Raw genomic sequence first — 20,679 nt, 5'->3', positions numbered from 1 at the left:
CCGTCCATCTGACAGTTCCCGGGAATTCTTCGGCGGGTAGACACTCTATTGGGTGTACTGCCCGTTTTGCGCACAGCGAACCGGGCCATTGCTCAGGAGTGCTCCATGAAGATCGATCCGCAAATCAGCGCCGAACTGGCAAGGCTTGAGCCCAATCAGATTGGCGTTTTGGCCTGGTCCTTGCTGGCGCATCCGCCTATCAGCATGGCAGGCGGCATCCCCGGCCAGCCTGATCCCGATACCCCCAACGAACAACCCACCGAGCCCGGTGAGCCAACCCTGCCGGACGAGCCACCACCCGCGCCGGTTGCTTGATGCCGGTCCTGCGCTCGTCGCACGATGCGTCATCCTGTAGGAGCGAAGCTTGCTCGCGAAGGCTGCTGTACATCCAACAATGATGTTGGCTGATACGACGTCATCGCGAGCAAGCTTTGCTCCTATAGGGTGAGCGTCAGCTGACTGGCCATATTTCGTTGTCGCCGATGACAAAAATCCTGCAGCTATCATCCCGCTCGACTTGATACCCGCCGGTAAATGCGCCGAACGCGGGCAACAGGCTGACTTGCTCCCCTAACCTGAAACACGCCAGGCGCAAGCTTTGACGGCCCCGGCCGTTGAGCCGGTAGACCGGATGCACATGCCCCGCGAGCACGTGACGGCTGGGATGGGGATCAGGCTCGTGTTGCAGGGCAAACGGCCCCAGCAGCAGAGGTTCCGGCACCACACGAATGTTCAGCGACAACGGCGGATCGCCCGCGCGTTTGTCGTGATTGCCGCGAATCAGCGTCATCGGCAGGTCGCAATGGCGTTCCCGCCACGCGGCCAGGGCCTGCAACGTATCCGCAGCATGGGAGCCGGGGCCGTGGAGAAAGTCGCCAAGGAAAATCAACTGGCGACAGGGCAGGGCAGCCAGCAAGCCATCCAGCACCGCGATGTTTTGCGCCGTCGTGCCCCTCGGTACCGGTTGACCGAGGCTGCGATAGGCCGCGGCCTTGCCAAAGTGCACATCGGCAACCAGCAGCGCTTGCTGGGCCGGCCAGTAGATGGCTTTCTCGGGCAACAACCAGAGTTCTTCGCCAGCCAGGCGCACAGGGTAGGGCGCGCTCATCAGGCTTTCCCGGTTTCAGCGGTTTTTTCCAGATCGCCGACCATTCGCCTAATGCGATCCGCCAGTTTCTCGGAACTCATGCTTTCGCGCATCCGTTCCACCAGCAGCGGGAAGCCCAGCGGCGTAGGACGCTTGATCAGATGCAGGTCGAATCTCAAGCGATTGATGCGGGCCAAGGTCTGCTCCAGTCGACGAATATCCAATTCTTCCCGTAGGACTTCTTCCCCGGCCTGGGCCAGCAACAGGTTGTCGGCGTCGTATTGCTTGAACACTTCAAAGAACAAACCGCTTGATGCCTGGACCTGTCGCGTGCTCTTGGGCGCGCCGGGGTAGCCGGCGAACACCAGCCCTGCAATGCGTGCGATTTCCCGAAAGCGTCGCAGCGCCAGCTCGCCGGCGTTCAGGCTGGCGAGAACGTCGGGCAGCAGGTGCTCGGCGCTGAACAGTTCGGGATTCAGGTGTTGGGACCAATCGACAGGTGTTGCGCTCAGCAATTCGAGGCCGTAATCGTTCACCGCAATCGAAAACGTCACTGCCTGCCGCTGGCTTACCCGCCAAGCCAACAGACTCGCCAGCCCCAGATGCACCTGGCGCCCCGCAAACGGATAGAGGAACAAGTGCCAGCCTTCACGGGACTTGAGCGATTCCGCCAGCAGGGAATCAATGGTCGGCAGTCCGGACCAGCGTTGCTGCACGTCCAGCAGTGGACGCACCGCCGCCATTTCCGGGCCAGCAAAGTCACCGCAAGCCGCCGCACTGAACCGCGCAACCACCGCCTGAGCCAACTCGCTGGACAGTGGCATCCTCCCGCCATTCCAACGGGGCACCGCCGCTCTTTTCACGGTGCTGCGCCGCACGTAGGCCGTCATGTTTTCCACCCGCACCAATTCCAGCAAACGCCCCGCGAACAGAAATCCATCGCCAGGTTTCAGGCGAGCGATAAACCCTTCCTCAACACTGCCCAATTGCTTGCCACCGCCGCCCTTGCTCCAGAACTTCAACTGAATGCTCGCATCGCTGACGATGGTGCCGATGCTCATGCGATGTCGCCGCGCCAGTCGCGCATCCGGCACACGCCACACGCCCTGTTCATCGGGTTCGACCCGGCGATAATCCGGATAGGCTGTCAGGGAAAGTCCGCCGTGGCGTACGAAAGCCAGCGCCCAGGCCCAATCCGCCAGTGTGAGATCCCGATATGCCCAGGCAGCGCGGACTTCTTCGTACAGCTCACCGGGCACAAACCCACCCCCCAACGCCATGCTCACCAGATGCTGCACCAGCACGTCCAGCGGCTTGTAGGGCGATTCGCGCGGTTCGATCCGCCGTTGCGCCACGGCGTCCTGCGCGGCGGCCGCTTCGATCAGCTCCAGGCTGTGGGTCGGCACCAACGTCACCCGTGATACGCGTCCCGGGGCATGCCCGGAGCGTCCGGCCCGCTGCATCAGCCGCGCCACGCCTTTGGCCGAGCCGATTTGCAATACGCGCTCCACCGGCAGGAAATCCACGCCCAAGTCGAGGCTGGAGGTGCAGACCACCGCTTTGAGTTGCCCGTCCTTGAGCGCGCGCTCGACCCAGTCGCGGGTGTCCCGTGACAGCGAGCTGTGATGCAAGGCGATCAACCCGGCCCAATCCGGGCGGGCTTCCAGTAACGCCTGATACCAGATCTCCGATTGCGCGCGGGTGTTGGTGAACACCAGAGTGCTGGGGCTGGAGTCGAGTTCGGCGACCACCTGCGGCAACATCTTCAACCCGATGTGCCCGGCCCAAGGGAAACGCTCGATGGCGGGTGGCAACAACGTGTCGACCCGCAGCTCCTTGCCGTTTTGGCCCTGGACGCTGATGCCGCTCCCTTGTGGGATCAATACCTGTTCGGCGTGGGCTTGATTCCCCAACGTCGCGGAAACGCCCCACACGATCAATCCGGGATGCCAGCGGCGCAAACGGGCGAGGGCCAATTGCAATTGCACGCCGCGCTTGTTGCCGAGCAATTCGTGCCATTCGTCGACCACCACCATGCGCAAGGTCGATAGCGCGGTTTGCGCATCGGCCCGGGCGAGCATCAGGGTCAGGCTTTCGGGAGTGGTGATCAGTGTGGTGGGCAAGCGCCGGCTCTGACGGGCGCGTTCGCTGCTGCTGGTGTCGCCGGTGCGCAGGCCGACGCTCCACGGTATCTGCAAATCAGCCAGCGGCGCTTCCAGCGCACGGGCGGTGTCGGCGGCCAAGGCGCGCATCGGGGTTATCCACAGCACCGTCAGCGGTGGCGCAACCGGTTTGCGTTTGCGCGGCGTTTCTGCAGGCGTGGCAGACGCGCCGAAGCGATTGAGCGCACCGAACCACACTGCGTAGGTTTTACCGGTACCGGTGCTGGCATGCAGCAACCCGGATTCGCCGCGCTTGACCGCCGCCCACACTTGTTTCTGGAAGGCGAAAGGCTTCCAGCCGCGGGCGGCGAACCAGTGTTTTGCGTAGTCGGGGGAGGTTCCCATGCGGGCGGTGTGCGCTCTGAAAGTCCTCTTTCAGTGACCGCAGCGGGAGGCGAAAGGTTTAATGACGAAACGCAGGCTTGTAGGAGCAAGGCTTGCCCGCGATGGCGATCTCATGGGCGCCATCGCGAGCAAGCTTTGCTCCTACAGGGGCACGGTGGCGGGTTACTTGAGGTTGCCGCTGAGGAATTGCTTCAACCGCTCACTCTTCGGACTGCCCAACACCTCCTCCGGCGCGCCTTCTTCCTCCACCAGTCCCTGGTGCAGAAACAACACCTGGCTCGACACTTTGCGGGCGAAGCTCATTTCGTGGGTCACCATGATCATGGTCCGGCCTTCTTCAGCCAAACCCTGGATCACGCGCAGTACTTCACCCACCAGTTCCGGGTCGAGAGCCGAAGTCGGTTCGTCGAACAGCATCACTTCCGGTTCCATCGCCAAGGCGCGGGCAATCGCCACACGCTGTTGCTGACCACCCGAGAGAAACGCCGGGTACTGATCCGCAACACGCGCCGCCAGGCCCACTTTGTCGAGGTAGCGCCGGGCGCGATCCTCGGCTTCCTCCTTGCTGCAACCCAGCACCCGGCGCGGGGCCATGGTGATGTTTTCCAGCACGGTCATGTGGCTCCACAGGTTGAAATGCTGGAACACCATGGCCAGGCGCGTGCGGATGCGTTGCAGTTCAGCGGGATCGGCCACGTGCATGCCGTGACGATCCTTGACCATGCGGATGTCCTTGCCATCCAGGCTCATGGCGCCGTCATTCGGTTGTTCGAGAAAGTTGATGCAGCGCAGGAAGGTACTTTTGCCCGAGCCGCTGGCGCCGATCAGGCTGATGACGTCGCCGGTGTTGGCCTTGAGCGAAACACCTTTGAGCACATGATGGTCGCCATAGCTTTTATGCAGGCCGTCGATGGTCAATTTATACATGGGGCATGCATCCTCAAGGCGAAAGTAGGTAGCCGCTGCGATAGGCTTCGGTGCCCGCGACGTGGGCGATCACCATGCCTGCAGTGGCCATGCGGCGCAGCGAACGGGCGTACATCAACCCGGCGGCGGTGCAATGGATGGGGGTGACGCGGTCAAGGATCGGGTCGATGACTTCGGCAATCTGCTGCCCGGCTTTCAGGTATTGCCCAGGCCGCGCGGTGAACACCAGCAACCCGCCGACCGGCGTGGCCACCGGTTCGACACCGGCCAACGGCGTGGCCGGGTAGGGCAGTTCGGGCAGAGGTGCCGCTTCGCCGGCGATGGCGCCGAAGTGAATCAGGTAATCGATCAACGCCTGGCAATCGGCGCTGGCCAGTGGGTGATACACATCGCCCTGGCCGCGTAATTCGACGGTGACCGAGAAACTGCCCAGCGGAATATCGAAGTGTTCGCCGAAGCGCTCCTTCAACTGCCACCAGAGCAGGGTGAAGCATTCATCGAACGACTGGCCGCCGGAATCGGTGGCCAGCAAACTGGCCTCGGCACCGATGTAGCGCGCCAGCGGCTCGACCTGCGGCCAAGCCTCCGGCGTGGTGTAAAGGTGCGCGACGGCTTCGAAATCACAATGCAGGTCCAGCACCATGTCCGCGTCGCAGGCCAGGCGTTGCAGGGTCAGGCGCTGGGATTGCAGTTGGGTGCCGGCCGTCTGGCGGGCAAGGGCGTTGCGCAGGCTGGTGCGGATCAGTTCGAGGTTGTGCTGCGGATCGTCGCCGAGCAGGCCTTCGATCTCGTTGCCCACCTCTTCGCTCAAATCGACGAACCAGCGGTTGAAGTTCTGCCCGCTCTCCAGTTCGTAGCGGCCCAAGGGCACGTCCATCAACACCTGTTCCAGGCCGACCGGGTTGGCCACGGGCACCAACACGATTTCGCTGCGCAGGCGGCCGGCGGCTTCCAGCTGCGCCAAGCGCTGCTTGAGGTGCCAGGCCACCAGCATGCCGGGCATTTCATCGGCGTGCAGGGACGACTGGATGTAGATCTTGCCCGCTCCATTGGCCGGGCCGAAATGGAAGCTGTGGATCTGTCGTGCGGTCCCCGGCAGCGGGGCCAGCAAGTCATGTTTCTGGTGGCGCATTTACGATAGGTCCTAGTGAGTCGGCCCGAGGAAGGCCAGCCATCGGCGTTCGGCGAGACGGAACAGGCCGACCAGCGCAAAGGTCACGGTCAAGTAGATCAGCGCAGCGATGCCGAACGACTGGAAGGTCAGGAAGGTCGCCGAGTTGGCGTCCCGTGCGACTTTCAGGATATCCGGGATGGTCGCGGTGAACGCCACGGTGGTCGAGTGCAGCATCAGGATCACTTCGTTGCTGTAATAAGGCAACGAACGGCGCAAGGCCGACGGCATGATCACGTAGGCATACAGCTTCCAGCCTGTCAGACCATAGGCCTTGGCCGCTTCGACTTCACCGTGGTTCATGCTGCGGATCGCCCCGGCGAAAATCTCCGTGGTGTAGGCGCAGGTGTTCAGGGCGAAGGCCAGGATCGTGCAGTTCATCGCATCGCGAAAGAACGCATCCAGTACCGGTTGCGCACGGACGGCCGCCAGGCTGTAGATCCCGGTGTAGCAGATCAGCAGTTGGATATAGAGCGGCGTGCCACGGAACAGGTACGTGTAGAACTGCACTGGCAGACGAATGTAGAAGTGCGGCGAGACCCGGGCGATGGACAGCGGGATCGACACCAGGAAGCCGATGAAGATCGAGGCGCTGAGCAGCCACAGGGTCATGGCCAGGCCGGTGATGTGGTAACCGTCGCTATAGAGGAAGGGTTTCCAGTATTCCTGCAAGAGTTCGATCATCGTACGGCCTCCCGGGAGCCGGCGGCGTAGCGGCGTTCAAGCTTGCGCAGGACGAAGTTGGAGACGCTGGTGATCAGCAGGTAAATCAGTGCTGCCAGGACCAGGAAGTAGAACAGTTGATAGGTGCTTTTACCCGCGTCCTGGGCAGCCTTGACCAGGTCGGCAAGGCCGATGATCGACACCAGGGCAGTGGCCTTGAGCATCACCATCCAGTTGTTGCCGATGCCCGGCAGGGCGAAACGCATCATCTGCGGGAACACCACGATCCAGAAGCGCTGGCCGCGTTTGAGGCCGTAGGCGGTGGCGGCTTCGACCTGACCCCGCGGCACGGCAAGGATCGCCCCGCGGAAGGTTTCAGTGAAGTACGCGCCATAAATGAAGCCCAGGGTGATGACCCCGGCGCTGAACGGGTTGATCTCGATGTATTCCCATTCCATGTATTCGGTGAACGTCGTCAACCAGGTTTGCAGGCTGTAGAAGATCAGCAGCATCAGCACCAGATCCGGCACGCCGCGAATCAGCGTGGTGTAGAGCTGGGCCGGCAAGCGCAACAATTTGGATTTCGACAGTTTGGCACTGGCGCCCAGCAACCCGAGTAACACGGCCACCAGCAGCGACAACGCCGATAATTTGATGGTCATCCAGGTGCCTTCCAACAGCAAAGGACCGAAGCCCTTGAGGCTGAAGGCTGAGAGCCCCAGGTTTTGTAAGAGGTTTTCGAACATAAATCAGCAACCTGATCGAGTAAAAAAAGCGCCCATCGTGAGATGGGCGCCGGGCATTATTTGCCGCTGTACAGATTCAGATCGCCAAAGTGTTTCTTCTGAATGGTGGCGTAAGTGCCATCGTCGTGTAACGCTTTGATACCTTTATCCAAAAGTGCCTTGAGGTCTTTGTTACCTTTAGAGATACCGATAGCTGTTTTGGCAGGCAGCAGCGGAGCATCAATCGGCTTGCTGACTTCGTAATCAGCCCCTTGTGGCGACTTCAAAAAGCCCAGTTCGGCTTGCAGCATGTCCTGGACCCCGGCGTCGAGACGACCGGAAGTCAGGTCCGAATACACCTGATCCTGATTCTGATAGGCCTGGGTTTTCACGCCAGCCTTGTCCAGCACGGCTTTGGCGTAGGCTTCCTGGATGGTGCCTTGTTCGTAGCCGACGGTTTTGCCCTTGAGCGAAGCCACGTCGGTGGTAATGCCAGAACCTTTCTTCGACACGTAAGCGGTTGGGCCGGAGAACAGCTCGCTGGAGAAGTCGATGACTTTTTCGCGGGCTTCGGTGACGGTCATCGAAGAGATCACACCGTCGAATTTATTGGCCTTGAGGCCCGGAATCATGCCGTCGAAATCGCTTTCGACCCATTTGCACTTGACCTTCAACTCGGCACAGATCGCATTGCCCAGGTCGATATCGAAGCCCACCAGGCTGCCATCCGCTGCTTTCGACTCGAACGGTGCATAGGAAGGGTCAACGCCAAAACGCAGTTCTTTGTATTCCTTGGCCAGCGCGGAGCCGGCAGCCATGCACAACGCCAGTGCAGAAAGGGTCAGCAATGCTTTTTTCATTATTCAATCCCTAAGAACCAATATGAGCGCTTGTGGCGCAGAATTATTGTTACTGGAAAGCGTAAGACCTAATGAAAGTAGCAATTTCCGAACCAGAGTCCCGAACAAGCGTTTTAAAAGGTGATTAAAGAGAAGGTTGTGACGCATTTGTGCACGAAAATGGGCGACGTGAATTTCATGCACCAAGTTGGTTCGCTCGATGATCGTTCCCACGCTCCTGCGTGGGAATGCAGCCCGGGACGCTCTGCGTCCCAAGAGCGGACGCGGAGCGTCCGATGAGGCATTCCCACGCGGAGCGTGGGAACGATCAGGTGTCAGCTCAACAAATCCTGCAGTGTGGCCAAGCTATCGGCTTCTTCCACCGATTTGTCTTGGCGCCAGCGCAGCATTCTGGGAAACCGCACCGCAATCCCGCTCTTGTGCCGGCGGGACAGGGCGATGCCTTCAAATCCGAGTTCAAACACCAGGCTCGGTTTCACACTGCTCACCGGCCCGAACTTTTCCACCGTGGTCTTGCGCACGATGCCGTCGACCTTGCGCATTTCCTCATCGGTCAGCCCGGAATACGCCTTGGCGAACGGCACCAGCGTGCGTTCGCTCGCCTCGGGCGGACCGTCCCACACGGCGAACGTGTAGTCGCTGTAGAGACTGGCCCGGCGACCATGGCCCCGTTGCGCATAGATCAGCACCGCATCGACGCTGAACGGGTCGACTTTCCATTTCCACCACACGCCCATGTCCTTGGTGCGGCCCACGCCATACAGCGCATCCCGGGCCTTGAGCATCATGCCTTCGACGCCGAGCCGCCGAGAGGCTTCCCGTTGCCGGGCGAGGTCGAACCAGTCTTCGCCGGTCAGCACGGGGGAGGCCAGCAGCACCGGGCTGTTACAGGTGGCGATGACCTGCTCCAGTTGGGTGCGGCGTTCAACCTGGGTGTGGTTGCGCCAGTCTTCGCCCTGCCATTCCAGCAAATCGTAGGCGAGCACCACCACCGGCACCTCGTCGAGGATTTTCTTGCCCAGGGTTTTGCGGCCGATCCGCTGTTGCAACAGGGCGAAGGGTTGCACCGCCGGTGGCGCCGTGGAGTGCGGGTTGAAGGCATCTTCAGTGGTGGGTTGCGCCGATTTCCAGGCGACGATTTCGCCGTCGATCACCGTGCCATCGGGTAAGCCGTGGGTCAGCGTTTCCAGTTCGGGAAAACGTTCGCTGACCAGTTCCTCGCCCCGGGACCAGATCCACAGCCGGCCCTCACGCTTGACCACTTGGGCGCGGATGCCGTCCCACTTCCATTCCACTTGCCACTGGCTGGCCGGGCCGATCAAGGCTTCGAACTGCTCAACGGGTTGTTGCAGGGCATGGGCAAGGAAAAACGGATACGGTTGGCCCCCGCGCTGGGCATGTTCGTCTTCGGACTGTGGGGCGATGAGTTTCAGGTAACTGGCGGCGCTCGGACGATTGGACAGGTCGGTGTAACCCACGAGGCGCTGCGCCACGCGTTTGCTGTCGAGCCCGGCCATGGCGGCCAGTGCGCGGGTCACCAGCAGTTTAGAGACGCCCACGCGAAAACTGCCGGTGATCAGTTTGATACACAGCATCAGGCTCGGGCGGTCCAGTTGCGCCCAGAGGGCGGGCAGGTGCCGGGCCAGGAACTCCGGGGTTTCACCGCGCAGGGGCAGCAGTTTGTCTTCGATCCAGGTCGCCAGCCCCTCGGTAGAACTGTGGGGCGTTTCCGGTAGCACCAGCGAGATGGTTTCCGCCAGGTCGCCGACAGCCTGATAACTCTCTTCGAACAGCCACGGCGAGAGCCCGGAAACCTCCACCGCCAGTTCCCGCAGCGCGCGCACCGGCACCAATTGTCGCGGACGGCCACCGGACAGAAAGTACACCGCCCACGCGGCATCTTCCGGCGCGGCGTGGGCGAAGTAAGCCTGCATCGCCGCCAGTTTGGCGTTGCTTGAGGTGGTGGCGTCGAGTTCGGCGTACAACTCGGCAAAGGCCTTCATGGCAGCACCTCGGCGGGTTCCGGCGTGGCGGCATGATCTTCCTCATCATCGCCGTACTCGGTGCTGAAACCCTGGGCATCCAGCCCTTGTTCGCGCAAATGCCGCACCAGCACGCCGACCGAACCGTGGGTCACCATCACCCGCTCGGCCCCGGTCTGTTCGATGGCCCACAACAGGCCGGGCCAGTCGGCGTGATCCGACAGGACGAAACCCCGATCCACCCCGCGCCGCCGCCGCGTGCCGCGCAATCGCATCCAGCCGCTGGCGAAGCCGTCGCTGTAGTCGCCGAACCGACGCATCCACGTGCTGCCACCGGCCGAGGGCGGGGCGAGGACCAGGGCCTGGCGCATCATCGGATCGGTCTTTTTGACCTCGCCGGCGTAAATCGTGGGCGGCAGGTAAATTCCCGCTTCGCGGTACACGCGGTTGAGCGGTTCCACGGCGCCATGCACCAGAATGGGGCCGATGCTGGCGTCAATGCCGTGCAGAATGCGCTGGGCTTTGCCGAAGGAATAGCAGAACAGCACGCTGGCTTTTTCCGCGTCGATGTTGGCCCGCCACCACTGATTGATCTCGGCAAACACCTGCGCCTGGGGTTGCCAGCGGTAGATCGGCAGGCCGAAGGTCGATTCGGTGATGAACGTGTGGCAACGCACCGGTTCGAAAGGGGCGCAGGTGCCGTCGGGCTCGATTTTGTAGTCCCCGGAAGCGACCCATACTTCACCGCCGTATTCCAAACGGACCTGGGCCGAACCGAGCACATGGCCGGCTGGGTGAAAACTCAAGATGACGCCGTGGTGCAGCAAGCGCTCGCCATAGGGCAGGGTTTGCAGGTTGATGTCCTGGCCCAGGCGCGCGCGCAGAATCCCTTCGCCGGGCGCGGCCGCCAGGTAGTGTTGATTACCGGTGCGGGCGTGATCGCCGTGGGCATGGGTGATCACCGCCCGCTCCACGGGGCGCCACGGGTCAATGTAGAAATCCCCGGCGGGGCAGTACAAACCTTCGGGGCGCGCGATAACAAGATCCATGTTGTGACCAAAATGGAGTGATTTGTTAGCTATGAGGTTTGCGCGAGGCTGGAAGTTCTATCGGGTTTTAGCGATTGATCGTTCCTACGCTCCGCGTGGGAACGCCTCCAGGGACGCTCCGCGTTCCAATGGGACGCGGAGCGTCCCGGGCTGCATTCCCACGCGGAGCGTGGGAACGATCATCATCGTGGGTTATTTACCCGGTGTGAGGGTCAATCGCGCCTTGCCATACGCCTTGTCAAAGTTCTGCGGCTGCATCGGCAGGCTCATGTACTGGCCCTTGAGCCACGGATCAATGCTGTCGAGGTAGTTCGGGCTCGCCGGGTTGCCGGACTGGCCGCTGCCGTTCTGGCCCATCAACGGCTCGGACTGGCCGAAGTCGACGATGAAACGCATGGACGGCGCCAGGGTGGTGTTGAAATCCTGGCCCCAGGCGAACGCCGCGGTGTTGAGCGTGGTGTGATCGCCACCGGCCGCGAGCGGGCCACGGACGGTCTGGCCGCTGGCGTTTTTCCACTCGTAGCGATGCAGTTTGCCCCACTGCCAAGCCTTGTGATCGCCACCCAACTGACTGTCGCCGGCACTGATGGCCGCCGCCAGGCTGCGGGCGAGGATCGCCGGTTTGTCTTCTTTCTGCGGCGTGCGCGCGTCATCCCAGAATGGGCTGTCTTCGCGCCCCAGCAGGTGATCGGCCTGGGCCGCGTAGGACAACTTGCCGTTGGCGACAAAGGCTTTCCACGCCGGGCTGCTGTCCGGGCCGAGTTCGTCGAGGAAGATCTGCTTGGCGCTTTCCTGCAGGAACAGCTCATAGATCGCGGCATCGCTGGACGTCGGGCTGAGCTTGCCGTCGAACGCCATCAAGCGCGCCAACGCCTCGCGGGCCTTGCTGCGATCAGTTTCAGGCAAGGTGTCGATCGCCTGCTTCAGTGGTTGGGCCATCCCCGGTGCGGCAAACATTTTTTTCAGTTTGGCGGCGAAGGTGGTGGTCTGGTCGTATTGCATGGCGATCAGGCTGCGGGTGTCGTGCTTGCCCGTGCCCGCCAGTTCGGCCAGGCGTTCGCCACGTTCCGGGGCGGACCAGGAATTGGACAATTGCATGCCATAACCATGGGGGATGACCCGCTGGTTGGCGGTGCCGAGCCAGCCCTGAGCCGGGTCCTGGTCGTAGGGGTGCAGCATCGGGTCGGCGTAACCGTCCCAATCGTAGCGACCTTCCCAGCCCGGCGACGGCAGCAGGCCTTCGCCTTCGCGACGGTTCGGGTAACGACCGGTGACTTGCCAGCCAATGTTGCTGGCGTCGGCGAAGACCAGATTCAGGGCGATGGCGCGGATTTCGCGGCTGGCGTCCGAGGCTTTCTCCACGGTTTGCGCCCGGGACAGGTCGAAGAACGCATCCAGGGTTTTGTCGTCGGTGAAGCTTGGGGTTTGCAGGGCCAGGCCGAAACCGTTGGCCATGCTCAGGCCCTGGGCACTGTTGAGCAGCGGTCCGTGGCGGGTTTCATACACCGCTTCGCGCAGCGGCCGCTGGCCTTTGACGAAGTAGGTTTCGTTGCGCACCACCACCGGTTGCCATTTGCCGTTGGCTTCGTAAGTCAGGCCATTGCCCTGGCGTTTGATTTTTTCCAGGAACAGGTCCTGGTTATCGCCCATGACCGTGGTCATGCTCCACGCCACTTTGCCGTTGAAACCGCCGAGCACCATCGGCAGACCGGCAATGCTCACGCCCGCCGCCTGGTATTTCGGCGCACGGATCTGCACGTAACTGAACAACGACGGCACGCCCAGCGGCCCGTGGCTGTCGCTGGCCAGCAGGCTTTTGCCGCTGCGGCTGCGTTGCGGGCCGATGGCCCAGTTGTTCGACGAGGTGGCGCCGAGCAGATTCAGATCGGAGAGTTGCCCGGTGGCCTTGGTGATTTCCGCCAGGCCCGGGATCGCGCCGTTGAGCTTGATGCCTTGCAGCTTGTCGGCTTCGCCCAGTGGCAGTTTTTCGTCCGGTGCGGACGGCGACAGCCATGGCAGCTTGTCGGTGGTGACGGTTTGCGCCAGCACCAGCGAGGAGATTTCTTCTGGCAGGTTGGCCGACTGGCTGAAATTCAACAGGCAGAAAATCAGCGCCGAGTCTTCCGGCTTCCAGTATTCCGGCTTGTAGCCGGTGGCCGCGAGGTCCGCCGGCAGTTTGTCGCGGTAGCGGAACAGGTAGGCGTTGACACCCCGGGCATAGACTTCGAAGAAGCGCTTGAGTCGCGGCGACGAGGCTTTGTACAGCTCACCGGCGCTCTTCTTCAGGTTGACCGCACGCATGTAGCGGTCAGCGTCGAGCAGATCCGCGCCGGACATTTCTGACAGACGGCCCTCGGCCAACAGGCGCATGGTCACCATTTGCGTGAGGCGATCGCTGGCGTGGACGTAGCCCAGGGCGAACAGTGCGTCGTGGAAGCTGTTGCTTTCGATCAACGGCATGCCCATGGCATTGCGTCGCACCGACACGTTCTGCGCCAGGCCCTTGAGCGGCTGCACGCCGGAGGTGGGCGGGAGGGTGTCCTGGGTGTTCCAGGTCTGACAACCGGTCAGGCTCAAAACACCGGCCACTGCTGCGGCAACGCCGAACCGGGGAAGAAAATGTGTGAGGGCTGGCGAGGCCATGGCAAAGCTCCTGCGGGGGTAGTAACGCAATAAAGGCGCTACGTTAGTGAGCAGGAGGTGGCCGCGCAAGCGGGGCGCAGGTTATTTCTTCAGTGATCGTTCCCATGCTCTGCGTGGGAATGCAGCCCGGGACGCTCCGCGTCCCATCCAAAGCCGAACGCGGAGCGTCCGTTGAGGCATTCCCACGCAGAGCGTGGGAACGATCAGTCGCATCGATCTCAGGCCTTCGGTGGATTGACCTTCGCCGCCAGCGCATACGCCTTCACCGTCGCCGGGCGGTTCTGGATGTGGGTGAACCAGCGCAGCACATTCGGGAAGTCTTCGAGGTTCTGGCTCTGCCACTTGTGGGACACGATCCACGGGTAGATCGCCATGTCGGCAATGCTGTACTCGTTGCCGGCCACAAATTCATTGCTCGCCAGTTGTTTGTCCAGAACCCCATACAGGCGGGCGGTTTCGTCGATGTAGCGTTTGATCGCGTAAGGGATTTTTTCCGGGGCAAACTGGCTGAAGTGGTGATTCTGCCCGGCCATCGGGCCGAGACCGCCCATCTGCCAGAACAGCCATTGCAACGCCTGCTGGCGCCCGCGCAGGTCCTTGGGCAGGAACTTCCCGGTCTTTTCCGCGAGGTACAGCAGAATCGCCCCGGACTCGAACAACGGCAGCGGCTCGCCGCCATCGGCCGGTTCGTGATCGACGATGGCCGGGATTTTGTTGTTCGGGGAAATCTTCAGGAATTCAGGCTTGAACTGGTCGTTCTGGCTGATGTTGATCGGGTGCACGTCGTACTTGAGGCCGGCCTCCTCGAGGAAAATCGAGATTTTGTGGCCGTTGGGGGTGGTCCAGTAATACAGGTCGATCATGGAGTACTCCAGAAATGGACGTCATTAGGTACGGACAGCAACCGCTCGCATCAGGTCGTCCTGTGTGCACCGCAGACTTGCCTGTAGGAAGAAGTGATGCTCAAGTGCGTGAAATTCAATGACCCGGCATGAGAAAAGTCAGCATGGCGCTAAAGTCGAACGCGGCACTGATCATCATCGATCAACAGAAAGGCATCCTGGAGCCCAGGTTGGGGCGTCGAAACAATCCCCAGGCCGAGGAACGAATCGGTGATTTGCTGGCGCATTGGCGACGCACCGGGCGCCCGGTGATTCACGTGCAGCACCTGTCCCACTCACCGGACTCAGTGTTCTGGCCGGAGCAATCGGGGGTGGAGTTCCAGGAACGGTTCCAGCCATCGGCCGGGGAACGACTGATCCAGAAACGCGTGCCGGATGCGTTTTGTGCGACGGGACTGGAGGCGGGTTTGCGTGAGGCGGGGATCGGGCAATTGATCATCGTTGGCGTGGCCACCAACAACTCGGTGGAATCCACGGCACGCACGGCCGGCAATCTGGGGTTTGATGCGTGGGTGGTGGAGGATGCGTGTTTTACCTTCGACAAGGCGGATTTTTTCGGCAACCCCCATTCAGCCGCGGAGGTTCACGCCATGTCACTGGGCAATCTGCATGGCGAGTACGCCACCGTCATCAACACCGCAGAGATCTTGAACGATGACTGAAAACCTGTAGAAGCAAGGCTTGCCCGCGAAGAACGATGACGCGGTTTGCCTGAAAGACCGAGGCGTCCCATTCGCGGGCAAGCCTCGCTCCTACAGGTACCGACGTTTTACGCGCCGTGGCACTTCTTGAATTTCTTGCCGTTGCCGCACGGGCAAGGGTCGTTGCGGCCGACATCTTTCAGGGCGTTGCGCACCGGTTCCTGGTGGGCGTGGCCGCAGTTCGGGCCGTGGACATGGCCATGGTCGTGATCATGGTGGTCATGGGCATGATCGTCGTGATCGTGGTTGCAGTCAGGGCCATGGACATGAGGTTGCTGGGTCATCGGGGTTACTCCGGAATTAAATCGGCGGGGATTATCACGCCATTACGCGCCAGGTGCACGTAGTGCGCGATGAATAGGCCGGTTTCCAGTTCACCTTCCAGGCGATAGGGGATGGGTTGCTTCGGACTTTTCAGCATTTTCACCAGATCCCGCACCTTGGGCCACAGGTTGGTACGGATCGGCACCTTGAAATAGGCGCTGCGTTTGGGGCCGACGGTGAACCAGTGCTCATGCTCGCCTTCGGTCAGCAGCATGTCGCCCAAATGAATGCGGTATTCCAGACCGCGCACGGTCAGGTCACTGTCATTGGGGTTGTCGACGCGAAAGTGCAGGATGAATTTCTGCTCCAGCAGTTTGGCCCGCACGACCTCGACCTTGACCAGGTGCACCTGAGGCTCCGGTTCATCGTCGCTGAACCAGGACGCGCAGCCGCCGAGGCTCAGGATTGCGAGCAGGGTGAGCAGATGTAAGGTGCGGCGTTGACCGGTCATCGTGATGGTTCTCCTTGAACCCCAGTCTAGCCCTTGTAGGAGCAAGCGATGCGGCGACCCGACTTGCCCGCGAAGAACGATAACGCGGACTTTCAGAAAGACCGAGGCGTCCCTTTCGCGGGCAAGCCTTGCTCCTACAAAGAGCCCTACGCGCCGAAATACCCCGCACAACACTTCTTGTATTTCTGCCCGCTCGCACACGGGCAGGCGTCGTTGCGCCCGGCTTTGAGCTGCACGGTCGGGTCGATGAAGTACCAGTGGCCGCTGTTCTGCACAAACGAGGAGCGCTCGCGGTGGCTGTGTTCGCCGGCGCCATCGTGCCAGCGCGCGGTGAAGGTCACGAAGGCGTGTTCCGGTTGCCCGCCAAACACCTCGGAGCTTTCCACTTCAAGGCCCAGCCAGGTGCTTTGCGCGCTCCAGTCGCTGATGGACTGGCGATCCAGGCTGGCCTGTTGGGCGGGCAGGGTGGTTGCCACCAGATAGTCGACAAGCCCCAGCACATAGGCGCTGTAGCGCGATCGCATCAAGGCTTCGGCACAAGGCGCCGGGTGGCCGGCATGGTAATGGCCGCAGCAGGCGTCGAGCAGGGTGCCGCTGCCGCAAGGGCAAATGGATGTACTCATTGCGTTACCACCAATATTTCCCGAAGTTTTCCGGATTGGCCCAGAACCGCGCGTTGAGCCAGTCAGGCACCTGTTTATAGTCAAGCAGATCATAGGTGAACAGCGTCAGCACCTGATCGTCGCGCTGGAAGCGTTCGCTCGCTTGCAGGGCCAGGGAAAAAAAGTCGGTTTCCTGCCAGCCGCTGGCCGGCAAGTCAGCCAGTACCGCGATGCGACTGGCGTTGAGATTGCGGATCCCGCCCAGTAAATTCAGGCCGTCGCGCTTGGGCAGGTGCTCCAGGCAATCGACCACCAGCGCCAGGTCAAAACGCCGTGCGGCCAGTTCCGCCGGCAAAGGCCCGGGCGCCGTATGGGCGACGCAACTGTCCGGGTGCGCGAGCTTGAAAGCCTCCAGCGCCGGGAACTGGCTGGCGCCAATCAGCAACAGGCGCGCGGGGGCGTAGCGGTCAAGCAAAGCGGCCAACGCCTGCTGGGGCGTGCGCGAAGAAATACCTGCAATCATCGAAGATCCTCAATCAGAGCTGCCAAGACTAGCCTGCCCCAACGATCGGGCCTAGAGCCATTGTGCGGCAAAAGTGCCGATCTGCCGTGAACACGGGGCGAAACGGCAGTGGCCTATTGCTGGCGGAGATTAAAACTCGGGTCTTTACTCCCTGAATCGGTTTTAAGCCGATCCCTCAGGAGAACACTAGATGAGCATAGTTCGGACAGCATTACCCTTGGTTCTGCTAACCAGTGTGTTGACTGGTTGCGCAGGTTTGCAGAAAACCGATTGGCCGACCTGTGCGGCAGTCGGTGGTGTCGTCGGTGCGGGGCTGGGTGCGACGGAAAGCGCATCCTGGGCGGGCGGCGGTGCGCTGTTCGTCGGCGGCATGGCGGCGGCTTATTGCTGGGTGCACGGTGATGGCGACGAAGACGGCGATGGCGTGCCGGACAGCCGCGACAAGTGCCCGGGTACGCCTAAAGGCGTGCAGGTCGATGCTGACGGCTGCCCACCTCCCGTCCCTGCGCCTGTGGTCGAGGAAGTCGTCGTGGTCAAGGAAGAAACCATCGTGATCCGCGATGTGCACTTCCAGTTCGACAAAGCCACGCTCACGCCTTCCGATAAGGAAGTGCTCGATAAAGTCGCCACCCGCCTGAAACAGGAAGCGTCCACCGCACGCCTGACCGTGACTGGCCACACCGACAGCGTTGGCAGCGATGCCTACAACCAGAAACTGTCGGATAAACGTGCGCACTCGGTGGTGGAATACCTGATTCACGACGGCGTACCGCGCAGCAGCTTCGTGTCGGTAACCGGTGCCGGCGAAAGCCGGCCAGTGGCCGATAACAAAACCGCTGACGGTCGCGCGCTGAACCGTCGCACCGAAATCAAAATCGAGCGTTAAAGCGCCTTCCGCTCCGCGGCTTGTGCAGTCGCGGATGCGGGTCTTTACTCCTGTGTAACCGGTATGGGCCGGTAACACAGGAGCATTCACAAATGAGCGTTCTCACAAGGACCGTCTTGCCGGTTCTGCTGCTTGGCAGCCTGTTGACCGGTTGCGCTACTCACAGCGATGGCACTGCCCCCCTGAATCAACGTACCTGGCCGATCTGCAGCGTCATTGGCGGCCTGGTCGGCGGTGGCCTGGGTGCCCTCGAAAGTGGCGGTTGGGCGGCCGGTGGTGCGGCGCTCGGTATCGTGACCGGCGGCTTGATCTGCTTTGCCCAGGATGGTGATGAAGACAGCGACGGGGTCTTCGACCGCCGCGATCGTTGCCCCGATACACCGGAAAATACCCCGGTCGATCATCGTGGCTGCCCGTTGCCGCAATACCCGGTCGGTGTGAAACCCGTCGAACCGGCACCGGTCTCTGAAGTCATCACCCTGAGCGATGCCGGCAATGTGCTGTTTGCTTTCGACAAGTCTGATCTGACACCCGCCGCACGCAGCCAACTCGACGCGCTGATGGCCAAGCTGCAAAACGCCGATGTGGTCAGCATCAAGGTGGTGGGCCATACCGACAGCAAAGGGTCGGATGCCTATAACCAGGCCTTGTCGGAACGTCGCGCCAGCAGCGTGGCGGCTTATCTGTTGAGCCAGGGCCTGGCGCCCAACAAACTCACCAGCGAGGGCAGGGGCGAAAGCGAGCCAGTGGCCGATAACGAAACCGAAGAAGGGCGGGCGAAAAACCGTCGTGTGGAACTGCACATCAACCGCTGACGCGTGACGTAGAGCCTCGATCTAGAGCCGCCGGGCGACCAACGTCGCGAATCCGGCGGCCATCTGGATGAATTTTCTCTTGCCCACTGGCGCATCCCTTGTGGAAGCCGTTACTGTGCGCTCAAAGAATAATTCTCAACGGGGGAGCGTATGAAGGTGTTTTGGGGGCTGGGGAAGCTGTTGACCCTGCTGTTCTGGTTGGTGGTGCTGGTCAATCTGCTGATCCCGTTTATCAATCCGCTGCACCTGCTGGTCAACATGGCCGGGGCGCTGCTGGCGGTTATCCATTTTCTGGAAGCGCTGCTGTGTTTTCGCAGCCTCAAAGGTCGCGCCCACCCATGGCGTGATCGCCTGAAGATTCTGTTGTTTGGCGTTTTCCACCTGCAAACCATTCCGGCCCCGGCCGTACCAGGGGCTTCCCATGCGTAAACTCTGTCTGCTCGCTGCATTTATCAGCCCACTTGCCTGTGCCCAGGTGGTGAGCGTCGAAACCAACTCGCTGATGCGTTTGCCCAACACGGCCAGCACCTTGCAGTTGGAAAAACTCGAAGTCGCCGATTACGGCACCTTGTTGATTCCCTCGAATGTGACCGAAGTGACGGTCGGCGAACTGCATCTGGGGCGTGACGCGCGAATCGCCATCGTGCCCGGCGAACAGGCGCTGGAATTGAAAGTCAGCCGTGCCGAGTTGTCCGAAGGCAGCCTGATCACCGCGCGCGGTGCACCGGGGACTTACCTGAAGGCTGCGCGCTCCGGGCGCAACCTGAACTTGCAGATCAAAGCGCTGAACGCACCGACCTTAACCGTGGACGCACGCGGCGGTGCGGGTGCGCCGGGGTTTGTCGGCCTGGATGGCGCCAACGGTGAAGAGCCGGGCTGCACCTGGGGCCAGGCCGGTCGCGGATTTGACGGCAGCAATGGCAGCGACGGTCAGCCAGGGGCGGCCGGTGCGCTGGTGCGCCTGGAAGTGCCGCGTGATTATCCGGCGGAACAAATCAAGGTCCAGGTCGCTGGCGGTGCCGGTGGTCTGGCCGGCCCTGGTGGTAAACCGGGGGCGGGCGGCAAGGCCAAAGGTTGCCTCGTGTATAAGGCCGATGGCGGCAAGAGCGGGCGTCCTGGCGTTGATGGCCAGCCAGGGCCTGCGGGCGCGGCGGGGGTGGTGACGGTTCAGCGGTTGTAATTTCTACACGGATTGTTCCCACGCTGTGGCGAGGGAGCTTGCTCCCGCTGGGTCGCGAAGCGGCCCCAAACCCATTCAACGCGTTTTTTCAGAATGACTGCGTTGAATGGGTTTACGACTGCTGCGCAGCCGAGCGGGAGCAAGCTCCCTCGCCACAGGTGCTCGATTCGCCTCAGAACATAGGCCGAGCCGCCGCAATCGCCACCAACACCAACCCGACTATCAGATTAATCCCCACCAACTTGCGAATCTTCCCCAGCGCAGCCGCACCCGCCGGCCAATCCTGCGCGTCCACCGCTGTGCGCAACTCCGGCAGCAACAACGCCTGAATCCGGATAAACAGCGCGGTCATCACCACGTACAAGCCCATCATCACCTGCACATAGCGCGGCGCCAGCTCAAACCCCGCGTACTGCAGATGAATCATGCCCACACCGCTGATCGGCAACAGCACCACGGCCACCCAGACCCAGCGGAAAAAACCTTGAAACACTTCTACCCACAGTTTCAACCGGCCGGGGCCTTCCAGGGCCTTCATCGCCGCCGGGCGCAGGACCATCCAGGCGAAAAACATTCCGCCCACCCAGACCAGGGCGGACAGGACATGCAGGGTATAAACGAGGCTAAAAGCGGTCATTGAGGTACTCCGTTCTGCGCGGGATTAATTAGCGCGGTATGATA

Annotated in this window: 22 protein-coding genes; 6 read left to right on the top strand and 16 right to left on the bottom strand. The window is 61.7% G+C overall.

What is annotated here, in order from left to right:
- The first annotated feature begins 105 nt into the window (after positions 1–105).
- On the top strand, positions 106–315 hold the full coding sequence (locus tag FQ192_RS03080; RefSeq protein ID WP_109628267.1) for a hypothetical protein: 210 nt from the start codon (positions 106–108) through the stop codon (positions 313–315).
- A gap of 136 nt (positions 316–451) precedes the next feature.
- Here the strand turns inward: FQ192_RS03080 and pdeM are convergent, their stop codons facing one another.
- From pdeM to FQ192_RS03025, 11 genes are all read right to left on the bottom strand, one after another.
- Entirely contained in the window at positions 452–1,108 is a 657-nt protein-coding gene (gene pdeM, locus FQ192_RS03075; RefSeq protein WP_149657316.1) for a ligase-associated DNA damage response endonuclease PdeM, read from the bottom strand.
- Positions 1,108–3,594: a ligase-associated DNA damage response DEXH box helicase gene (locus FQ192_RS03070; protein WP_149657315.1), complete on the bottom strand. Its 2,487-nt coding sequence runs from the start codon at positions 3,592–3,594 to the stop codon at positions 1,108–1,110. The genes pdeM and FQ192_RS03070 overlap by 1 nt, the downstream gene beginning before the upstream one ends.
- 162 nt (positions 3,595–3,756) lie before the next feature.
- On the bottom strand, positions 3,757–4,521 hold the full coding sequence (locus tag FQ192_RS03065) for an ABC transporter ATP-binding protein (protein WP_149657314.1): 765 nt from the start codon (positions 4,519–4,521) through the stop codon (positions 3,757–3,759).
- A 13-nt stretch (positions 4,522–4,534) separates the two neighbouring features.
- Positions 4,535–5,653, bottom strand: coding sequence for a succinylglutamate desuccinylase/aspartoacylase family protein (locus tag FQ192_RS03060; RefSeq protein ID WP_149657313.1), 1,119 nt, complete (start codon positions 5,651–5,653; stop codon positions 4,535–4,537).
- Between the two features lie 12 nt (positions 5,654–5,665).
- On the bottom strand, positions 5,666–6,376 hold the full coding sequence (locus tag FQ192_RS03055) for an ABC transporter permease (protein ID WP_149657312.1): 711 nt from the start codon (positions 6,374–6,376) through the stop codon (positions 5,666–5,668).
- Positions 6,373–7,101, bottom strand: a complete 729-nt coding sequence (locus FQ192_RS03050; protein WP_123512059.1) for an ABC transporter permease — start codon at positions 7,099–7,101, stop codon at positions 6,373–6,375. Before FQ192_RS03050 ends, FQ192_RS03055 begins: the two co-directional genes overlap by 4 nt.
- 56 nt (positions 7,102–7,157) lie before the next feature.
- The gene (locus FQ192_RS03045) at positions 7,158–7,940 is read right to left on the bottom strand and encodes a transporter substrate-binding domain-containing protein (RefSeq protein ID WP_123405931.1); all 783 of its coding nucleotides are present in this window, start codon (positions 7,938–7,940) and stop codon (positions 7,158–7,160) included.
- Positions 7,941–8,254: 314 nt separating this feature from the next.
- Positions 8,255–9,943, bottom strand: coding sequence for an ATP-dependent DNA ligase (locus tag FQ192_RS03040; protein ID WP_149657311.1), 1,689 nt, complete (start codon positions 9,941–9,943; stop codon positions 8,255–8,257).
- A complete protein-coding gene (locus tag FQ192_RS03035; protein WP_149657310.1) occupies positions 9,940–10,971 on the bottom strand; it encodes a ligase-associated DNA damage response exonuclease in 1,032 nt (343 codons plus the stop codon). The genes FQ192_RS03040 and FQ192_RS03035 overlap by 4 nt, the downstream gene beginning before the upstream one ends.
- Before the next feature lie 192 nt (positions 10,972–11,163).
- Positions 11,164–13,614, bottom strand: coding sequence for a penicillin acylase family protein (locus tag FQ192_RS03030; RefSeq protein WP_149657309.1), 2,451 nt, complete (start codon positions 13,612–13,614; stop codon positions 11,164–11,166).
- Between the two features lie 218 nt (positions 13,615–13,832).
- Positions 13,833–14,477: a glutathione binding-like protein gene (locus FQ192_RS03025; protein WP_149657308.1), complete on the bottom strand. Its 645-nt coding sequence runs from the start codon at positions 14,475–14,477 to the stop codon at positions 13,833–13,835.
- A gap of 143 nt (positions 14,478–14,620) precedes the next feature.
- Here FQ192_RS03025 and FQ192_RS03020 point away from each other — a divergent pair, with 143 nt between their 5' ends.
- Positions 14,621–15,178: a cysteine hydrolase family protein gene (locus tag FQ192_RS03020; protein ID WP_149657734.1), complete on the top strand. Its 558-nt coding sequence runs from the start codon at positions 14,621–14,623 to the stop codon at positions 15,176–15,178.
- Positions 15,179–15,285: 107 nt separating this feature from the next.
- On the opposite strand, the gene FQ192_RS03015 is transcribed toward FQ192_RS03020, so the two are convergent.
- The 4 genes from FQ192_RS03015 to FQ192_RS03000 form a co-directional block, all read right to left on the bottom strand.
- Positions 15,286–15,501 (bottom strand): SEC-C metal-binding domain-containing protein, encoded by a 216-nt coding sequence (locus FQ192_RS03015; protein WP_054046981.1) that lies wholly within the window; start codon positions 15,499–15,501, stop codon positions 15,286–15,288.
- 5 nt (positions 15,502–15,506) lie between these two features.
- On the bottom strand, positions 15,507–15,992 hold the full coding sequence (locus FQ192_RS03010; protein ID WP_149657307.1) for an LEA type 2 family protein: 486 nt from the start codon (positions 15,990–15,992) through the stop codon (positions 15,507–15,509).
- Between the two features lie 146 nt (positions 15,993–16,138).
- Complete coding sequence (locus FQ192_RS03005) at positions 16,139–16,615, bottom strand: YchJ family protein (RefSeq protein WP_149657306.1); 477 nt, start codon at positions 16,613–16,615, stop codon at positions 16,139–16,141.
- A gap of 4 nt (positions 16,616–16,619) precedes the next feature.
- Positions 16,620–17,117 carry a DUF6231 family protein gene (locus tag FQ192_RS03000; protein WP_133837321.1) on the bottom strand — a complete coding sequence of 166 codons (498 nt, stop codon included), beginning with the start codon at positions 17,115–17,117 and terminating at the stop codon, positions 16,620–16,622.
- Between the two features lie 190 nt (positions 17,118–17,307).
- On the opposite strand from FQ192_RS03000, the gene FQ192_RS02995 reads away from it, so the two are divergent.
- The 4 genes from FQ192_RS02995 to FQ192_RS02980 all read left to right on the top strand — a co-directional run bounded on the left by FQ192_RS02995 (position 17,308) and on the right by FQ192_RS02980 (position 19,998).
- Entirely contained in the window at positions 17,308–18,003 is a 696-nt protein-coding gene (locus FQ192_RS02995) for an OmpA family protein (RefSeq protein ID WP_149657305.1), read from the top strand.
- Positions 18,004–18,095: 92 nt separating this feature from the next.
- On the top strand, positions 18,096–18,818 hold the full coding sequence (locus FQ192_RS02990; RefSeq protein ID WP_149657304.1) for an OmpA family protein: 723 nt from the start codon (positions 18,096–18,098) through the stop codon (positions 18,816–18,818).
- Between the two features lie 150 nt (positions 18,819–18,968).
- Positions 18,969–19,247, top strand: a complete 279-nt coding sequence (locus tag FQ192_RS02985) for a DUF1145 domain-containing protein (protein WP_149657303.1) — start codon at positions 18,969–18,971, stop codon at positions 19,245–19,247.
- Complete coding sequence (locus FQ192_RS02980; protein ID WP_149657302.1) at positions 19,240–19,998, top strand: collagen-like protein; 759 nt, start codon at positions 19,240–19,242, stop codon at positions 19,996–19,998. The genes FQ192_RS02985 and FQ192_RS02980 overlap by 8 nt, the downstream gene beginning before the upstream one ends.
- 172 nt (positions 19,999–20,170) lie before the next feature.
- Here FQ192_RS02980 and FQ192_RS02975 read toward each other — a convergent pair whose 3' ends face one another.
- The gene (locus tag FQ192_RS02975; RefSeq protein ID WP_149657301.1) at positions 20,171–20,635 is read right to left on the bottom strand and encodes a CopD family protein; all 465 of its coding nucleotides are present in this window, start codon (positions 20,633–20,635) and stop codon (positions 20,171–20,173) included.
- Positions 20,636–20,679: the final 44 nt, after the last annotated feature.

It is taken from the genome of Pseudomonas sp. ANT_J12 (assembly GCF_008370045.1).
In the GTDB taxonomy this organism is placed as follows: domain Bacteria; phylum Pseudomonadota; class Gammaproteobacteria; order Pseudomonadales; family Pseudomonadaceae; genus Aquipseudomonas.
This window is presented reverse-complemented; position numbering and strand designations above follow the sequence as displayed.